Source organism: Chryseobacterium contaminans (assembly GCF_001684955.1).
Taxonomy (GTDB): Bacteria; Bacteroidota; Bacteroidia; order Flavobacteriales; family Weeksellaceae; genus Chryseobacterium; species Chryseobacterium contaminans.
The window spans coordinates 1-16,766 of record NZ_MAYF01000201.1; the positions used below are offsets into that span (position 1 = coordinate 1).

Sequence of the window (16,766 nt, forward strand, 5' to 3'; positions counted from 1 at the left end):
AAAAGATACTCTTCATCTCATCATGGTTTCCTAATAAATTAGAACCTACCAACGGTAATTTTGTGCAGCGGCATGCGGAAGCCGTTTCATTATCTTGTGATGTTGAAATACTTCATGCCATTGGTAATTTTGACCAGGAAGAGCATTATGTTTATGATGACAAAATAATTAATGGTATCAGAACTTTAATTATTTATTATAGAAACTCAAACAATCCGGTTCAGAACTTTTTAAGAAGGATGAGAGCTTATTTAAATGGGTTTTCAAAGCTGAACAGGCCGGATTTGATACATGCTAACGTTCTCCATAATAATATGCTGTTTGCTGTTTATCTGAAGAAAAAATTTAAAATTCCATTTGTTGTAACAGAGCACTGGACGGCTTTACAAAAGCAGAATCTTTCTAAAACGTCAGGTAATATTAAACGTATTGCAAAATACATTGCTAAACATGCAGAGTATATTTTACCCGTAAGCTATAATCTGCTGGAAAGCTTGAAAGAATTGGGGATCACAACCCCTATGAAAGTAATTTCCAATGTGGTAGATACTGATGTTTTTACCATTCAATCTAAAACCGAAGTATCAGATCATGTGAAATTTCTTCATATATCAAGTTTAATTCCCCGTAAAAGGCCCAAGGATATCATTAATGCAGTTTATCTGTTATATCAAAACGGATATAAGGTGAGCCTGGAAATAGGTGGTGATGGCGATACTGAATCCCTGATAGCTTTGGTTAAAAGCTTATCTGCTGAAAAGTATATACAGGTTTTCGATGCGATAAGTTATGCTGAAGTTGCTGAAAAAATGCAAAATTCAGATTATTTTATCTTATTCAGTGAAAATGAAACCCAGGGATGTGTTATTTTAGAGTCTTATGCATGTGGAAAGCCGGTAATTTCAACAAAAGTTGGAGGAGCAGCAGAGTTTATTATAGACGGTTTGGGAATTGGAATTGAAAAAGATAATACAGACCAGCTTTATGAAGCCCTGGAGAAAGTGTGCAGGCAGGAATATTTCTTTAAAAATGAATCTGAGATCAGAAAATTTTGCGTAGACAGATATTCCCGAAAGGCTATTGATCAGCAATTTACAGAAGTTTATAACGAAGTTCTTTCTAAAAATAAAACCTTGTGAAAAGCCTGAAAATTTTTTTAAGAAATTTCTTTAGCAATAGTGGTCATTACGTTTTCCTTTCCTTTCTTATTGCTAAAATTTCCAGTTTTCTGGGGTCTTTATTGATTATCAGATTACTGCCAGAGAACGAGTTTGGTGTTCTAAGCATTGTGCTTTCCGTTTTAACAATTTTTACCCCGTTTACGGGTTTTGGAAGTAGCCAGAGTCTGATGCGGTTTGGATCTATTTCATATGATAAAGAAGAAAAATTAAAAATCTCATCTTACTTTTTTTTCAAAGGAATGTTACTTGAGCTGATCCTTATTATTCTGTTTTTGTTTGCTTCAGTATTCTATATTCATAAGTATGAAGATATCTTTATCATTTTTATTGCCTGTGCTGTAAGACTTGGCGGGTTTTATTTTCTAAACCATATCCAGATTTTTTATAGAATCAGTGGAGAAAATCAGGTGTTTGCGAAAATCAATAATGTAGTGAATATCGGGGGACTCCTATTGGTTTTAATACTTACTTATTTCTTTAAGTTTTACGGATATCTTATTGCTGTCAGCATTGCTCCTTATCTATCTTTACTGTGGTTAAAAAAAGATATATATTCACATCGTGCATTCAGATTTCAAAATTATAAAGAGATGTGGAGATATGGAATTTTTACAGCTCTTACTTCTGTTACTTCAGATGCTTTATATTCATTGGATATCCTTCTGCTTGGATTTATGACGAATGAAAATGCTGTTGCCAATTATAGAACCGCTATTCTGATCCCTTCAAATATTATCTTTTTGGCGACCAGTTTTCTACAGAGTGATTTTCCGATCCTTTCAAAGAACTTTAGAGACAAAAAATTCCTGCAGTCCTATGCAATAAATTTTAATAAGCTTTTTATTCCCATTTGTTTAGGAATTTTACTTTTCTTTTATCTATTTAAAAAGTATATTATTATTTTCTTCTTTGGAGAAACATATGTGGAGAATACAACATTATTTATGATTCTATCGGTAGGTTTCACATTAGGAATGCTAACCAGAAATTTATATGGAAACCTTTTGCCGGCAGTAGGGAAAGTAGAAATTAATACCTGGCTTGGCATTGGTTCACTTATATTTCTTGCAGTGCTTGCTTATATACTGGTTCCTCTTTATGGTACCATCGGAATGGGGATTGCAATGACAGCCACATTGCTTGTTTCAGGTTTGGGATTTCTGTTTTTTTTCTTTTCCTACCTAAGGAAACTGCCTTAATGATAAAATCTTTTTATCTTTGTTATAATGAAAAATATCTTTCTTTATATCTTACTATTAAGTGGTGTGGTTATTAGCTGTGGAAGTGATGACGATTCTTTACAAAGAATCGATCAGATACTGAATATTTATATGAAGTCTGATACCAATCCTGATTTATTAAATGCTAAGAAGAGTGGATCTTTTACCAGTTTTTCGGTAAATGATATGCTGGGTGACAAAGAAAATTCTCCTGTAACCACAATGCCTCTGAGAATGAGACAGGATTCTGTTTTTTATATCGAATATATTGGAGGAGCTCAAAGAAAGAAATTTGATTCTGCCGGTACCACTTATTATTCAAGGATGGCACTTACCTTAAACAGAACAGTTAATAATGCTCCACAGCCAGTGGTTACAGATATTCTTGAAATCCGCTATAGAAATACACCGGAAGTATTCCAGGTTTCCGAGGTTTTATACAATAACAAATCTGTATTTACAAAAGGTGCGGGTACTCCCAATTCAATAAATAACGTGACTATCACAAAATAGTTTTAAATTTGTAAAATTATTGGCCTATATTAGGCTGAATTTAATATTTAACATCTAAATAAAATGTTACAAGTCAATTTTTTACGCGACAATAAAGAACGCGTTTTAGAAGGTCTTAAAAAAAGACAATTCAAGAATCTTGAGTTGGTAGACGATGCTATTGCTACTGACGACGAAAGAAAAAGAATCCAGTTTGAATTAGATTCCCAGCTTTCCGAGATCAATAAAATCTCCAAAGAAATTGGACTTTTAATGAAGGAAGGAAAGAAAGAAGAAGCGGAATCAGCAAAATCTAAAACAGCACAATACAAAGAGTCGAGTTCAGAATTGAAATCCCAGTTGGAAGTAAAAGAAACTGAATTATTAAACATTCTGTACCAGCTTCCCAACATTCCAAATGAATTGGTAAAAAGCGGTGCTTCTGCTGATGATAATGAGATTATTTTCCAGTCTCATACAGTAGAAGGTCTTGGTGAAGGCGCTATCCCTCACTGGGAACTGGCTAAAAAATATAATCTTATTGATTTTGAACTAGGAGTAAAAATTGCTGGAGCAGGTTTCCCTGTTTATTTAGGAAAAGGAGCAAGGCTGCAAAGAGCTTTAGTGCAGTATTTCCTGGATAAAAATGTAGAGAAAGGATATACAGAAGTAAACCCGCCTCATGTTGTGAATGAAGCTTCAGGTTTTGGTACAGGACAGCTACCTGATAAAGAAGGTCAAATGTATTATATCAACGAAGATAAATTATATCTGATTCCTACTGCAGAAGTTCCTGTAACGAACCTTTATCGTGATGTATTATTGGATGAAAAAGATCTTCCGATTAAAAATACAGCTTTCTCACAATGCTACAGAAGAGAAGCGGGAAGCTATGGTGCTCATGTAAGAGGTTTGAACCGTCTTCACCAATTTGAAAAAGTAGAAATTGTAAGAATTGAAAAACCTGAAAATTCTTATGCTGTATTGGAAGAAATGGTAGAACATATCAAGGAAATTCTTACAGATCTTGAGCTTCCATTCAGAGTATTAAGACTTTGTGGTGGAGATACAGGTTTTGCGTCTGCCATGACGTATGACTTTGAAGTATGGAGTGCAGCTCAGGAAATGTGGTTAGAAGTAAGTTCTGTTTCCAATTTTGAAACATTTCAGGCTAACAGGTTGAAGTGCCGTTATAAAGCTGATGGTAAATCTCAATTGGTTCACACTCTGAACGGATCTGCAATGGCATTGCCAAGAATTATGGCTGCATTATTGGAAAACAACCAAACTGCAGAAGGAATTAAACTTCCTAAGAAGATTGCTGAATACGCGAGATTCGATATTATTAACTAATAGAGTATAATTCAAAATAAAAACCCACTGGATTTCAGTGGGTTTTGTTGTTTATTCAGTGATGATGACAATCTTTTTATCCGCATTTTTCAATTTTGAATCCTTGTCATCCATTGCTTTCAGATCGTATTCTACTCTTACTGAATAGTCATCAACCTGTTTTAGCCAGTCATGTTTGCCGGTGATGGATTTTATTTTGGTTTCAAACTTTAAAGTAGTTCCTATATTTTTGAGAAACATCATCATCATCCCTTCCATTTTTTCTGTTTCTTCTTTTGATCCTTGAGATCGAAGCACTTCTTCAATATTTTTAACATTGAAAAAATCCGTATTAATGGTTAAGGTTTTTCCATCCCAGGTATTGAGGATATTTTGATCAAAGGGTAATTTTTCGTCTTTATTGAAATTCTTAATAACTTCATAATCTTTTGGGGTGATGCGATCTAACTTGAAGGAGAATCCAGCAGGCGTGGGTTTATGATCTTCTTTTGTAGACTTTATAAAAATCTTTTTTATGATCCTGATTGTATCCTGATTTTCTGTTTTCAGTTTTCCTTCTTTCTTGAGAAGATCATACATGCTTGTCCATACCGTTGGAAATCTTTCCAGTTCCTTAAACTTGTCTTGTTTTAATGAATCTGGTGTCATAGCCTGCATTTCTGCCATAAACTCTCGGGTATCTACATCAGTAACCATAGATGCTGCAGAATCTTTATGATAGGTTATTTCAGTATTAATGGTACAGGATTGTAGGGTAAACAGACTTATTAAAAATAAGACGATTATTTTCTTCATGGTATTATAGTAAATTCTAATTAATGGCAGTTAACCGCTCCGTTGGGATCTTTTGAAATAGTCATGGCTTCGGCTTTTGGAGATACATAAGGAATACCCAATTCCAGGCCTCTGAGAATGAAAAGCCCACCTAAAATAATCATAATGATAGGAACTGCCTTTAAAACTTTGGTTCTGAAGGCCTGATTCATAAGGTTTCCGGCCAGAACGATGGCAAACATGAATGGAAGGGTTCCCAAACCAAATAAAGCCATATATAAGGCTCCCTGCCATATTCCTCCGCCGGCGAGACTTGCCGTAAGAGCCATATAAACCATTCCGCATGGTAAGAAGCCATTTAAAATTCCGGTTGTAAATCTTGAACGGTAATCTGCCTTTTGAAGCACACGTCCTAAATTTGATTTTACAGAATATAAAAACTTAGACAGAAAAGGAATTTTAGAAGCAAAATCTTTCCCGCCAAATGAAAATAACGCCATAACGATAAGCAGAACGCCTGCCGTGATAGTTAGATATTTCTGAAATCCAGCCATCTCAAATCCCTGTCCTATAATTCCGAGAAGCGCACCTAATAATGAATAGGTGAAGATTCTTCCGAACTGATAGGTAAGATTCTGAAGATAAAAATTGGCTGCCTGTTTTTTGGTTAATCCCATCGATAAAGCAATAGGTCCACACATTCCGATACAGTGAAAACCGGAAGCAAAGCCTAAAGCAATAGCCGATACAATAAGTCCTATTTCCATATCACATCATAATCCATTCTATAGTCTGTTTTGTCTTTTGTCCAGCTCAGTCTCAAAGTATAATTCCCCATTTTTAATACCTGTGCAGGGATGATGAATGAATGGCTGTCGTCAAGCTCTACAGATTTTTTGATGTCTAAATTCTGGTCGTCGGTTCTGTTTAAAACAAATTTTACCGTAGTGTTTGAATGAGTATAATCTTTTGGGAATATGATTTTAATTCCATTGGTGTTCTGGCTGTACACAGGTTTTTCCTGAAGCTCATCGGCTCTTTTTTTGGAATCAATTACATCCTGATACTGTAGTTCCTCTTCGTAATAATTATCGGTTACCATTTCAGAGTTCTTTTGCCCGTTCGGGAAAAGAAACATCATGGATAATATAAAAATAATAAACGCTGCTAATGCAATTACAACACCGTGTCCCCAACTTAAGTTCTTCATTTTTTCTATTTAAAATTGCAGTTTGAATGGTCCTTCAAAATAAGTTTGATAAGAATCGATAAGCTTACCTTTCATATCGTAAACACCGATCGTAATGTTCTGTTTGGAAAGTTTCATTTCATCTTCCGGGAAGCTGATATTAATTGTTCCTTTGGAAATTTTATCCCTGTCTACAGGAATTTTACTTGAAGCACTATAAGTGATCTCCCCATGAGCCGGTGCAATTACTTTGATGGTAACTATTTTCTTCTCATTGGTTTTATTCAGGAAGGTATAATTATAAGTATTGATAATTTTTCCTTCTTTCACGAAGAATGTGCTTCCTGCAGGTTTAATGAATTTAGCTTCCATTTCCCCACGGCTGTAAAGAAGATACCCTAAGAATCCTACCAGAAGGAATAAGAAAATACTGAATCCTTTCATTCTTCCGGTAAATTTGAATGGAGTTTCTTTCTCAATTTCATTCTCGGAAGCATATCTGATAAGGCCTTTAGGAAGACCTACTTTTTCCATTACTTCATCGCAGGCATCAATACATGCAGTACAGTTGATACACTCAAGCTGTTGCCCATCTCTGATATCAATTCCGGTAGGGCATACCACCACGCACTGATGGCAATCAATACAGTCCCCTTTACCGGCAGCTTTTCTGTCTTCTCCTTTTCTCCATTTTGCTCTGTTTTCTCCTCTTTTGAAATCATAGAAAACATTAATGGTATCTTTATCAATTAATACTCCCTGAAGTCTGCCGTAAGGACAAACCAATGTACATACCTGCTCTCTGAACCATGCAAATACAAAGTAAAAGGCAGCGGTAAGAAGAATCATGACGATAAAATTGGTAGGATGCGCAAAAGGTCCTTCGGAAACAATTTTAAATACTTCTTCATAGCCCACGATATACATGAACATAAAGTGAGTAATGATTAATGAAATAACAATGTAAACAGACCATTTCAAGGTTCTTTTCCAGATCTTCTCGCTGTTCCACTCCTGTCTGTCCAGCTTCATTTGCTTGTTTCGGTCACCTTCAATCAGATATTCGATTTTACGGAAGATGGATTCCATAAAAATTGTCTGAGGACATATCCACCCGCAGAAAATTCTTCCGAATGCAATCGTAAAAACGATAATAAAGATTAATGATGCGATAGCACCTAAAGTCAGGATAAAAAAGTCTTGTGGATAGAAAGGCTGTCCGAAGATGAAAAATTCTCTGTCTATCACGTTGAACATCAGCAATGGGTTACCATTGATCTTGATGAACGGTAATGTAAAATAAATAATTAATAATAAATAGCTTACAAGATTTCTATAGTTGGTATACTTTCCTTTAGGTTTTCTTGGAAATACCCATTTTCTCTTACCGGATTGCTCCATTGTCCCTATAGAATCTCTGTAAGTTTCAGGGTCCAGAACCTGTCCCTGTCCGCCTCGTACTTCTATTTCTTCTATGTCTGACATATTGTGATATATTTAAAAAAGAAAAAACATAATTCGTTACTATTTTTAAGGTAATAACAAATTATGTTTTTTTCATATGTTTCTAATTTTTTAAATTATTCTTTTTCCCAGTGTGCTTCAGTTCCCTGAGGAGCTGCTCCTCCTTGAGCCTGAGTCACTGGTGGTAATTCCTGGTTGATGTGATATACATAGGCTGCAATCTTTTCAATTTCAGCTCCAGAAACTTCTCCGTTTTTACCGAATGGTCTCATTGCAGGGTTGGTAGGAGAACCATTCCAGTCCATGTGGAATACGTTTTTGAATAACGTTTTCTCAGGCTGGTTGATCCAGTAGTTATCTGTCAAGTTTGGACCGATACCTCCACTACCATCTTCTTTGTGACAAGATGCACAGTTTGTTTTGAATAATTCTTTCCCTTCTGCAATATTATCCGCTGAATATTTAGCAGTTTCAATCGTTACAGGAGGCTGGCTTTCTTCATAAGCTTTGATACTTGCCAATTGCTCTTTATATTCTTTTTCATATTCGCTTAACGGGTGAGCGAAATCTGTAAATGAATACGCTGCAATATATACAATACAAAAAGCAGTCCCAAAATAGAATAAACCTACCCACCATTTTGGTAATTGGTTATCCAACTCCATGATTCCATCGAAACCGTGGTCGATAAGGATATCTTTTTCTTCAGTATCAGATTGCTTTTTGAAGGCAGCTGCATACATTCTTTTGAAGAAAGGAATTTTCTTTTCAGCTAAATAAGCCGCTTTCTCTTCCGGAGATAGTTTTTTGAATTTGTTGTTTTCAATCAAATCTCCAATAGCACTGTGGATAAAGGCAAGGATACTACCAATAACAACAGTTCCCCAGAAGTAAGGCGAAGCTAGGAACGCGTAGCTCTGCACAAACAAATAATAAAAAACTATTAAAAGTCCGATTATTATCAAGATGTTTACAACAACAGGTGTTCTTTGTTTCATAAAAAATAGTTTAATTTTTTAAATTAAAATCGTCGTCTTCATCCTCTCCCAAGGGAGCTTCTTCTTCCTCTTTGTAATATTTCTTAGGCTTGCTAAAAACATAGATTACCAGAGCTACGAAGAACAGCATAAAGAAAATCAGAGCCAGTGTCTGGTAGAAGCCAGCATTTTCTGTATTGGATAATATATCTTTAAAGTTCTGAGGAATCATACTAACCTTTTAATGTTTTTAGTTATTACTTGCTGTTTTAATTTCAGTTGTTTTAATATCTGTTCCTAATCTCTGTAGGTAAGAAATAAGAGCAACAATTTCTTTTTTCTCTAATTCTCCCTGAGGTTTTTTAGCATAAGCCTCTTTCAGGTCATTTGCTTCAGAGAAGATATCTTTTACAATTTTCTTAGCCTGGTTATCTGCCCATGCATTTGCTGAATCAATTTGAGGTTTTGTATAAGGTACATCAAATGTATTCTTCATAAGCTTCATTTTGTCTACCATTTTAGATCTGTCTAAGTTAGTAGCAATTAACCAAGGGTAACGAGGCATGATAGAACCTGCAGACGTAGATCTTGGGTTATACATGTGTTTGTAGTGCCAAGAACTTGGGTTTTTACCTCCTTCTCTATGTAAATCCGGTCCTGTTCTCTTAGATCCCCAAAGGAAAGGTCTGTCATATACGAACTCTCCTGCTTTAGAGTACTGTCCGTTTTTACCGTTAAATCTTACGATCTCATCTCTGAACGGTCTGATCATTTGAGAGTGACAAGCATTACATCCTTCACGGATATAAATATCTCTACCTTCAAGTTCAAGCGGAGAATAAGGCTTCACTGCTGAAATGGTAGGAACACTTTTCTTAAGAGACAGAGTAGGGATGATTTCTACCATACTTCCGATAGAAATAGTGCATAATGATAATACTGTTAAAAGCATTGGCATTCTTTCCAACCAAAGGTGGAATCCTTCTCCTTCTTTACGTTTGTTTCCGATATTTGCTAATGCAGGGGCTTCAGCAGGTACTTCTTTTTGGAATGATCCTTTTCTTACGGTAGCAATTACGTTAACGATCATTAAGATAGCTCCTGAAATATAGAATAAACCTCCTACGAATCTCATTTTAAAGTAAGGAATAATCGCAGTTACGGTATCCAACCAGTTTTTCCATAATAATGTTCCGTCCGGGTTGAATTGTTTCCACATTAATCCTTGTGTGAATCCTGAAATATACATTGGTACTGCATAGAAAATGATTCCTAATGTCCCTAACCAGAAATGCCAGTTAGCTAATTTTACAGACCAGATTTTTGTTCTCCACATAATTGGTACCAGGTAATAGATAACCCCGAATGCCATGAAACCATTCCATCCAAGAGCTCCTAAGTGTACGTGACCGATAACCCAGTCTGTAAAGTGACCAATTTTGTTGATGTTTTTAGTTGCTAAAAGCGGTCCTTCAAATGTTGCCATACCATAACAAGTAACGGCTACTACGAAGAACTTAAGGATAGGATTTTCTCTTACTTTATCCCAAGCTCCTCTTAAGGTAAGAAGACCATTTAACATTCCTCCCCAAGATGGTGCAATAAGCATGATAGAGAAACCTGTTCCTACTGCCTGTGCCCATGCTGGTAGAGCGGTATACTGAAGGTGGTGAGGACCAGCCCAGATATATACGAAGATTAGTGACCAAAAGTGAATAATAGACAGTTTATATGAGAATACCGGTCTGTCTGCCGCTTTTGGTAAGAAGTAATACATCAAACCTAGAACCGGAGTTGTCAATACGAATGCTACCGCATTGTGACCATACCACCATTGTACGATGGCATCTTTTGCTCCTGCATATGCAGAGTAAGATTTCCAGCCAGAGAAAGATAATGGAACTTCAAGGTTGTTGAAGATGTGAAGCATTGCTACTGCTACCCAAGTTCCAAGATAGAACCAAATAGCAACATACAAGTGTCTTACTCTTCTCTTTGAAATAGTGAGAATCATGTTGGCTCCAAAAATGATCCATGAGAATGCAATCAGAATATCAATTGGCCACTCATGTTCAGCATATTCTTTTGAAGTATTGATACCCATAAAGAACGTAATGAACGTAGCAACAATCATTAATTGCCATGTCCAGAAGTGAATCCAAGATAATGTATCACTATACATTCTTGTCTTCAATAATCTTTGCGTAGAGTAGTATACCCCTACATAAACAATATTACACACGAACGCAAAGATCACGGTATTGGTGTGCAACATTCTGATTCTACCAAAACCAAACGCTCCATGAGTGTTTATTAACCCTTGAATATTACCCGATGCTAAACTTTTAATGGTTGTATCATCTGTACCGAATAAGAATTCAGGTAATTCAGGGTAGAAAAGCATTAATGCCGCCGTAAGCCCGAACGTAAATCCTATGAAACCAAAGATAATGGTTGCATAGAGGAACGCACGGACAATACTATTGTCATAACTAAACTTTTGTGTTTCCATATCAACTATTCACTATTTTTCTCAATTTTTATTATTTTCTCCTATTTCTTTATCGTCTTTATCTTTGTCGCCATTTTCCTTTTTTTCTTTGACTTCATCATCGAAAAGGATTCTGACAGCCGGAGATTCATCATCTTCAAACTGCCCTTTTTTGGCATACACTATAAATACGACCAGGAAGATCGCAGCTAAAGAAACACTGCAGACGATCATTAAATATAGAATATCCATTGGACAACAAAATTAACCTATTTTCGGGGTTCAAATTTAGTGAAAAATAATGACATTCATCACGAAATGCCGATTTCAGCTAATTTAAAATCAGTCTAAATAAGCCTGTTTAAGCCTGTTTTTTGAAGTATTTGCGACCCAATATCCAGGTTGAAACTGTTGTAAATGTAACCACAGTAATAGAGCTTACCGGCATGATGATCGCAGCAAAAAGCGGATGCATGTGCCCTGTAACTGCGTAACTTAACCCAACGATATTATAAAGAAAACTGATTATAAATGTCATTTTCACAATGGTGATCGAGCCTTTGCAGACGTTCAGATAATTGTCCAAAGTCACTACTTTTTCGCCATTCATAATCACATCGGAAGATGGGGTAAAGCTATTGGTATCATCTGCGATGGCAATCCCTACATTACTCTGTTTTAAGGCTCCCGCGTCATTTAGCCCGTCACCCAGCATAGCTACTTTCATGTGCTGATCCTGAAGGTTTTTGATGTAGTTTAGCTTGTCTTCCGGACTTTGGTTGAAGGCCATTCCTTTGTAGTTTGGAATCAGCTCTTTAAGTTGATTTTCCTCTGAAGAGTTATCTCCACTCAGAATAAATATTTTGTAATGAGTGAGTTTTTTGAATAAGTCTTTGAGCTTAGGTCTGTACTCGTTTTTAAAGATAAATTTTCCTAAGAACTCGTCATTTTTGCTGATATAAACAGCGGTTTCCAGATTCTTAGGTTCCTGATTGTTGTAGCGTGCAGAACCAATTTTATAAACATTTCCTCGCACGTTGGCAACATATCCTTTCCCTGAAATTTCCTGGAAATCTTCAACAGGGAAGTAGTTGTCATTAAGCTCTATGTATTCATAAAGAGACTTAGACAGAGGGTGGTTGGAGTTCTTTAATAGAGTTTTGATATTCAGCTGATCAAATTCACTGATCTCAGATCCTTCATACTTGATGTTGGATTTCTTTCTGTGGGTAATGGTTCCGGTCTTATCAAAAACGATGGTGTCTAATTTTGCGATTTTTTCAATCGTCAGTGTATCTTTTACGTAAAACTTATTTCGACCTAAAATCCTCATAATGTGCCCGAAAGTAAATGGTGCAGATAATGCAAGTGCACAAGGACAAGCAATGATCAGAATGGCTGAAATAACCTGGAACATTTTCTCCAGATCAATGAATGCCCAGTAAATTCCGGAAATTAAAGCGATGCCTAAAATAATGAAAGTGAAGTATTTACTGATGTTGTTCGTTAGTGTGTCAAGACCGGTCTCATGTTTCTTGAAAGCTTCTTTATTCCAAAGCTGGGTCAGGTAACTTTGATCTACATCTTTAATAACCTCCAGTTCCAGAGATGATCCTACCTGCTTACCTCCAGCGAAAATTTTGTCTCCTGGTTGTTTGCTGATGCTTTCACTTTCTCCTGTAATAAAGCTATTGTCTATATTTCCTTCCCCGTTGATCAGAATCGCATCTACCGGAATGATTTCCTGGTTTCTAACTAAAATTCTGTCACCCACTTTTATCTCGGAAAGCAGGATGTTTTCCTGTTTTCCTTCAAAGTCTACCTTGGTTACGGCAATAGGGTAGAATGATTTGTAATCTCTATCGTAAGAAAGAGCACTGTAGGTTCTTTTCTGGAATAATTTACCCATCAGCATGAAGAACAGAAGCCCACAAAGGGTATCAAAATATCCGGGACCATATCCTGTGGCCACTTCGTAAATACTTCTTCCAAAGAGAACCAGTATTCCTAATACGATAGGAACATCAATATTCACAATTTTATTTTTTAATCCATACCATGCAGATTTGTAATAATCTGAAGCAGAATAAAATACAACCGGACAGGCTAATAAGAACATAAGAACTCTGAAAAGTCCTTTGTAGTGTTCCATCCAATAATCTTCACCTCCTACATATTCCGGGAATGCCAAAAACATCCCATTTCCGAAAGCAAAACCTGCAATAGCAAATTTTATAAGGAGTGACTTATCAAGATGGTCAACATTTTTTTCGGCAGTTTCAAGGCTGATAACAGGCTTATACCCTAAATTAGTTAGAAAATTAGCTAATTCGCTTAATTTTAGATCGTTATGGTTGAATGAAATCTGTAAGGTTTTCCTTGTAAAGTTAACCTGGGAATACTTAATATAAGGATTCAGGGTATGAAGACTCTCTAAAAGCCAGATGCAGGAAGAACAATGAATTACAGGAATCTTAAATGTAACAAGACTGGTATTTCCTTCAGAGAAATCGGTGATTTTTTCAAAAATTTCCGGAGTGTCCAAATAAGCGAACTGAGTAGAACTTTCATCACTCGGACGAATTCCTGCCCCTTTATTAAGTTCATAGAAATTACTTAAATTATTCGTATTCAGAATTTCATAAACAGACTTACAGCCATTGCAACAGAAAGTCTTTTCATCAAACAAAATTCTCTCTTTTTCTATCCCTTGGCCACAATGAAAACAGTTCTCGCTCACCTCCCTAAATTATTGAACTACAAAATTATAACAATTTTTTTTGTTTATCGAGTTAAAAAGTTCTATTTTTGTGATAAATATCATATAAAATGCCGCAGGAACAACAGATAGCAATTGAAGAGAGGTTCGCCAGAGTTTTTAATGATAAATCATTTAAGGAAAGACTTTCTAGCGCAGATTTTGAAAAATATATTAACGGTAAAAAAAGATTGAGTTTTCAGAAACACGATACTATTTTCGAGGATGGGGAGACGCCGAAAGGTGTGTTCGTACTTGAAAAAGGAGCCGCTAAACTTTCAAAATCAGGAGCATTTGGAAAAGATCAGATTTTAAGATTTATCAAAGAAGGGGATATTATCGGCTATCGTTCTTTGCTTTGCGGGGAAAATTTCCAAGCTAAAGCAGAAGCCATGACAGACATTGAGTGTGTTTTCTTACCAGCTGATATCTTTATGTATCTTCTGGAAGTTGATCCGCAACTGTCTTTCGTAATGCTTCAGAAAATTTCTTACGAATTAGGAGAATCTTCCAATACCATTACCTTCCTTGCCCAGAAAACGGTAAGAGAAAGGCTTGCTGAAATATTGCTGCTTTTAGAACAGAAATTAGGAGTAGATCCGGAAGGTTTTATCAAGATCTCTTTAACCAGAGAAGAAATTGCCAACATTATTGGTACTGCTACTGAAAGTGCCATCCGTCTTATCTCAGAATTCAAACAGGATAACCTGATAGAAGTTGACGGACGAAACATCAAAATTCTGAATCACGATAAACTCATGAAACTCGGTCACGTAGTTTTATAAAAATCATAAAAACTTAAGTCGGCTAAATGGCCGACTTTTTAACTTTTAAAAAATAGATAAATTATGTCTGTTCACTCTGAAATTAAAAAAGTTACGACTGAAACCTTGCGTAAAATGAAATTCGACAAGGAAAAAATAACAATGCTTACTGCCTATGATTTTACCACGGCAAAAATGGTGGATGCAGGTGGAGTAGATGCTATTTTGATTGGAGACTCTGCGGCAAACGTAATGGCAGGTTTTGAAACTACATTACCGATTACATTAGACCAAATGATCTACCATGCCCAAAGTGTGGTAAGAGGAACTGACAGGGCTTTAGTAGTAGCGGATCTACCATTCGGAACATATCAGAGTAATCCTGAAAAAGCATTAGAGTCTGCAGTAAGAATGATGAAAGAAGGAGGAGCTCATGCTGTGAAAATTGAAGGGGGAAAAGAAATTTCAAAATCTATTAAAAAGATCATCAATGCAGGAATTCCTGTAATGGGACACTTAGGATTAACACCACAGTCCATTTATAAATTCGGAACGTATAAAGTAAGAGCAAAAGAAGAGGCAGAAGCTGAAAAACTGATTGCTGATGCACAGCTTTTGGAAGAATTAGGATGCTTTTCTGTAGTGTTGGAAAAAATTCCGGCTGAACTGGCTAAAAAAGTTACCGAGAGTATTTCTATCCCAACTATTGGAATTGGTGCCGGAGCAGACTGTGATGGTCAGGTTTTGGTGTATCATGATATGGTAGGAATGAACAAAGGTTTCAGCCCGAAATTTTTAAGAAGATACCTTGATCTTTACACCGAAATTACAGGAGCAGTGTCTCAATATGTAAAAGATGTAAAGAATGTAGATTTCCCTAACCAAAACGAAAGTTATTAATTCATGCAAAATCAACAACAATCTATCCAGGGAATTTTATCTATTGCAGCATTAATCTGTCTTGCTGTAGGCTGGTTCAATTTATTTTCACCAGAAATCAATCATTTGCTTTCCCGAAAAGTTTTCTATATCCTGATTGGAGTAAGTTTCTTTATTCAGGCTCCTATGCTGACCAATAAAAACTTTATGTACGCCATGTACGCAGCGGCAGCAGTTTGTGTGGTTGGAGCGTTGTTGCCAGATAGCTCAATGATTGCAGGGCTTAAAACAATTGGTCTTTTGGCAGGGATTATTCTTTCAATGTCAAATAGAAACAGAAACAGATAAATTGGATGAAGGAGCAGATTGTATATGAAGACAACCATCTTTTGGTAGTGAATAAAAAAGTCGGTCAGCTTGTACAGGGCGATAAGACCGGTGATGAATCACTATTGGAATCTATCAAAAACTTTATAAAAATAAGAGATGCTAAGCCGGGAAATGTTTTTCTCGGCTTGGTTCATCGTATAGACCGTCCTACTTCCGGGCTGGTTATTTATGCTAAAACCTCAAAAGCGCTTTCACGTTTAACTCAGATGGTGAAAAACCGAGAGGTTAAAAAGACCTATTGGGCAGTCGTGGGAAAAGAACTAATTCCACAAAGCCAAAGACTGGTTCATTATTTAAAGAAAAACGAAAAGAATAACAAGGCGATTGTTTTTCCAAAAGCTACGGAAGGAGCCAAAGAAGCAATCCTAACTTATAATGTGATCAAAACATTAGACAACTATTTGTTGTTGGAAATTGACCTTGAAACCGGAAGACATCATCAGATCAGAGCACAGTTATCCAAAACTGGAGTTCCAATTAAGGGTGATCTGAAATATGGAGCACCGCGTTCCAATCCGGACGGAGGAATTAATCTTCATGCAAGGAAACTGGAATTCATTCATCCGGTAACCAAAGAAAACATAGAAATTATAGCTCCTGTTCCTCAGAATGATGCAGTTTGGAGAGCTTGTGAGGAGTAGTCAGCATTGCTTGCCAAATGGAATTTTGATAATATATTAAAGCTTTTTACGATATAAGACCAACTTATTAAAGTTGGTTTTTTATTTGTCTCTTTATTTTGATTTATTTGTAATTAATTCTCATATTTTTGTTGTTTTGGGTAATTATATCGTATAATTGTTTGAATTTTAATGAATTATTGTCAATAAAATT

The 16,766-nt window shown here is 36.0% G+C and carries 17 protein-coding genes; 8 read left to right on the forward strand and 9 right to left on the reverse strand.

All coding sequences use genetic code 11. The features are described 5' to 3' along the window. From BBH99_RS11525 to serS, 4 genes are all read left to right on the forward strand, one after another. A partial coding sequence (locus tag BBH99_RS11525) for a glycosyltransferase (protein WP_066695667.1) occupies window positions 1-1,139 on the forward strand: 1,139 nt, incomplete at its 5' end. Beyond that, a complete protein-coding gene (locus tag BBH99_RS11530; protein WP_066695668.1) occupies window positions 1,136-2,380 on the forward strand; it encodes an oligosaccharide flippase family protein in 1,245 nt (414 codons plus the stop codon). The genes BBH99_RS11525 and BBH99_RS11530, both read left to right, overlap by 4 nt. Window positions 2,381-2,407: 27 nt before the next feature. Continuing rightward, window positions 2,408-2,914: a hypothetical protein gene (locus BBH99_RS11535; RefSeq protein WP_066695673.1), complete on the forward strand. Its 507-nt coding sequence runs from the start codon at window positions 2,408-2,410 to the stop codon at window positions 2,912-2,914. 63 nt (window positions 2,915-2,977) lie between these two features. Beyond that, window positions 2,978-4,246: a serine--tRNA ligase gene (gene serS / locus BBH99_RS11540; protein WP_066695675.1), complete on the forward strand. Its 1,269-nt coding sequence runs from the start codon at window positions 2,978-2,980 to the stop codon at window positions 4,244-4,246. Window positions 4,247-4,297: 51 nt separating this feature from the next. Here the strand turns inward: serS and BBH99_RS11545 are convergent, their stop codons facing one another. From BBH99_RS11545 to BBH99_RS11585, 9 genes are all read right to left on the reverse strand, one after another. Then, complete coding sequence (locus BBH99_RS11545; RefSeq protein WP_066695678.1) at window positions 4,298-5,041, reverse strand: hypothetical protein; 744 nt, start codon at window positions 5,039-5,041, stop codon at window positions 4,298-4,300. Between the two features lie 20 nt (window positions 5,042-5,061). Then, the gene (locus BBH99_RS11550) at window positions 5,062-5,787 is read right to left on the reverse strand and encodes a sulfite exporter TauE/SafE family protein (RefSeq protein ID WP_066695681.1); all 726 of its coding nucleotides are present in this window, start codon (window positions 5,785-5,787) and stop codon (window positions 5,062-5,064) included. Further along, a complete protein-coding gene (locus tag BBH99_RS11555; RefSeq protein WP_066695682.1) occupies window positions 5,778-6,230 on the reverse strand; it encodes a FixH family protein in 453 nt (150 codons plus the stop codon). Before BBH99_RS11555 ends, BBH99_RS11550 begins: the two co-directional genes overlap by 10 nt. A gap of 9 nt (window positions 6,231-6,239) precedes the next feature. Further along, the gene (ccoG, locus tag BBH99_RS11560; protein WP_066695683.1) at window positions 6,240-7,694 is read right to left on the reverse strand and encodes a cytochrome c oxidase accessory protein CcoG; all 1,455 of its coding nucleotides are present in this window, start codon (window positions 7,692-7,694) and stop codon (window positions 6,240-6,242) included. A 95-nt stretch (window positions 7,695-7,789) separates the two neighbouring features. Continuing rightward, entirely contained in the window at window positions 7,790-8,671 is an 882-nt protein-coding gene (locus BBH99_RS11565; RefSeq protein WP_066695687.1) for a cbb3-type cytochrome c oxidase N-terminal domain-containing protein, read from the reverse strand. 10 nt (window positions 8,672-8,681) lie between these two features. Further along, a complete protein-coding gene (locus BBH99_RS11570; RefSeq protein ID WP_045501410.1) occupies window positions 8,682-8,882 on the reverse strand; it encodes a cbb3-type cytochrome oxidase subunit 3 in 201 nt (66 codons plus the stop codon). An 18-nt stretch (window positions 8,883-8,900) separates the two neighbouring features. After that, the gene (gene ccoN / locus BBH99_RS11575) at window positions 8,901-11,162 is read right to left on the reverse strand and encodes a cytochrome-c oxidase, cbb3-type subunit I (protein WP_066695689.1); all 2,262 of its coding nucleotides are present in this window, start codon (window positions 11,160-11,162) and stop codon (window positions 8,901-8,903) included. A gap of 21 nt (window positions 11,163-11,183) precedes the next feature. Further along, complete coding sequence (gene ccoS, locus BBH99_RS11580; protein WP_066695691.1) at window positions 11,184-11,393, reverse strand: cbb3-type cytochrome oxidase assembly protein CcoS; 210 nt, start codon at window positions 11,391-11,393, stop codon at window positions 11,184-11,186. Between the two features lie 109 nt (window positions 11,394-11,502). Beyond that, entirely contained in the window at window positions 11,503-13,881 is a 2,379-nt protein-coding gene (locus BBH99_RS11585; protein WP_066695695.1) for a heavy metal translocating P-type ATPase, read from the reverse strand. Between the two features lie 89 nt (window positions 13,882-13,970). Here BBH99_RS11585 and BBH99_RS11590 point away from each other — a divergent pair, with 89 nt between their 5' ends. The 4 genes from BBH99_RS11590 (at window position 13,971) to BBH99_RS11605 (ending at window position 16,573) form a co-directional block, all read left to right on the forward strand. Then, window positions 13,971-14,684 carry a Crp/Fnr family transcriptional regulator gene (locus tag BBH99_RS11590; RefSeq protein WP_045501403.1) on the forward strand — a complete coding sequence of 238 codons (714 nt, stop codon included), beginning with the start codon at window positions 13,971-13,973 and terminating at the stop codon, window positions 14,682-14,684. A gap of 63 nt (window positions 14,685-14,747) precedes the next feature. After that, window positions 14,748-15,563: a 3-methyl-2-oxobutanoate hydroxymethyltransferase gene (gene panB, locus BBH99_RS11595; protein WP_045501401.1), complete on the forward strand. Its 816-nt coding sequence runs from the start codon at window positions 14,748-14,750 to the stop codon at window positions 15,561-15,563. Between the two features lie 3 nt (window positions 15,564-15,566). Then, a complete protein-coding gene (locus BBH99_RS11600) occupies window positions 15,567-15,890 on the forward strand; it encodes a hypothetical protein (protein WP_066695696.1) in 324 nt (107 codons plus the stop codon). 5 nt (window positions 15,891-15,895) lie between these two features. Beyond that, a complete protein-coding gene (locus BBH99_RS11605; RefSeq protein WP_066695697.1) occupies window positions 15,896-16,573 on the forward strand; it encodes an RluA family pseudouridine synthase in 678 nt (225 codons plus the stop codon). The last annotated feature ends 193 nt before the right edge of the window (window positions 16,574-16,766 follow it).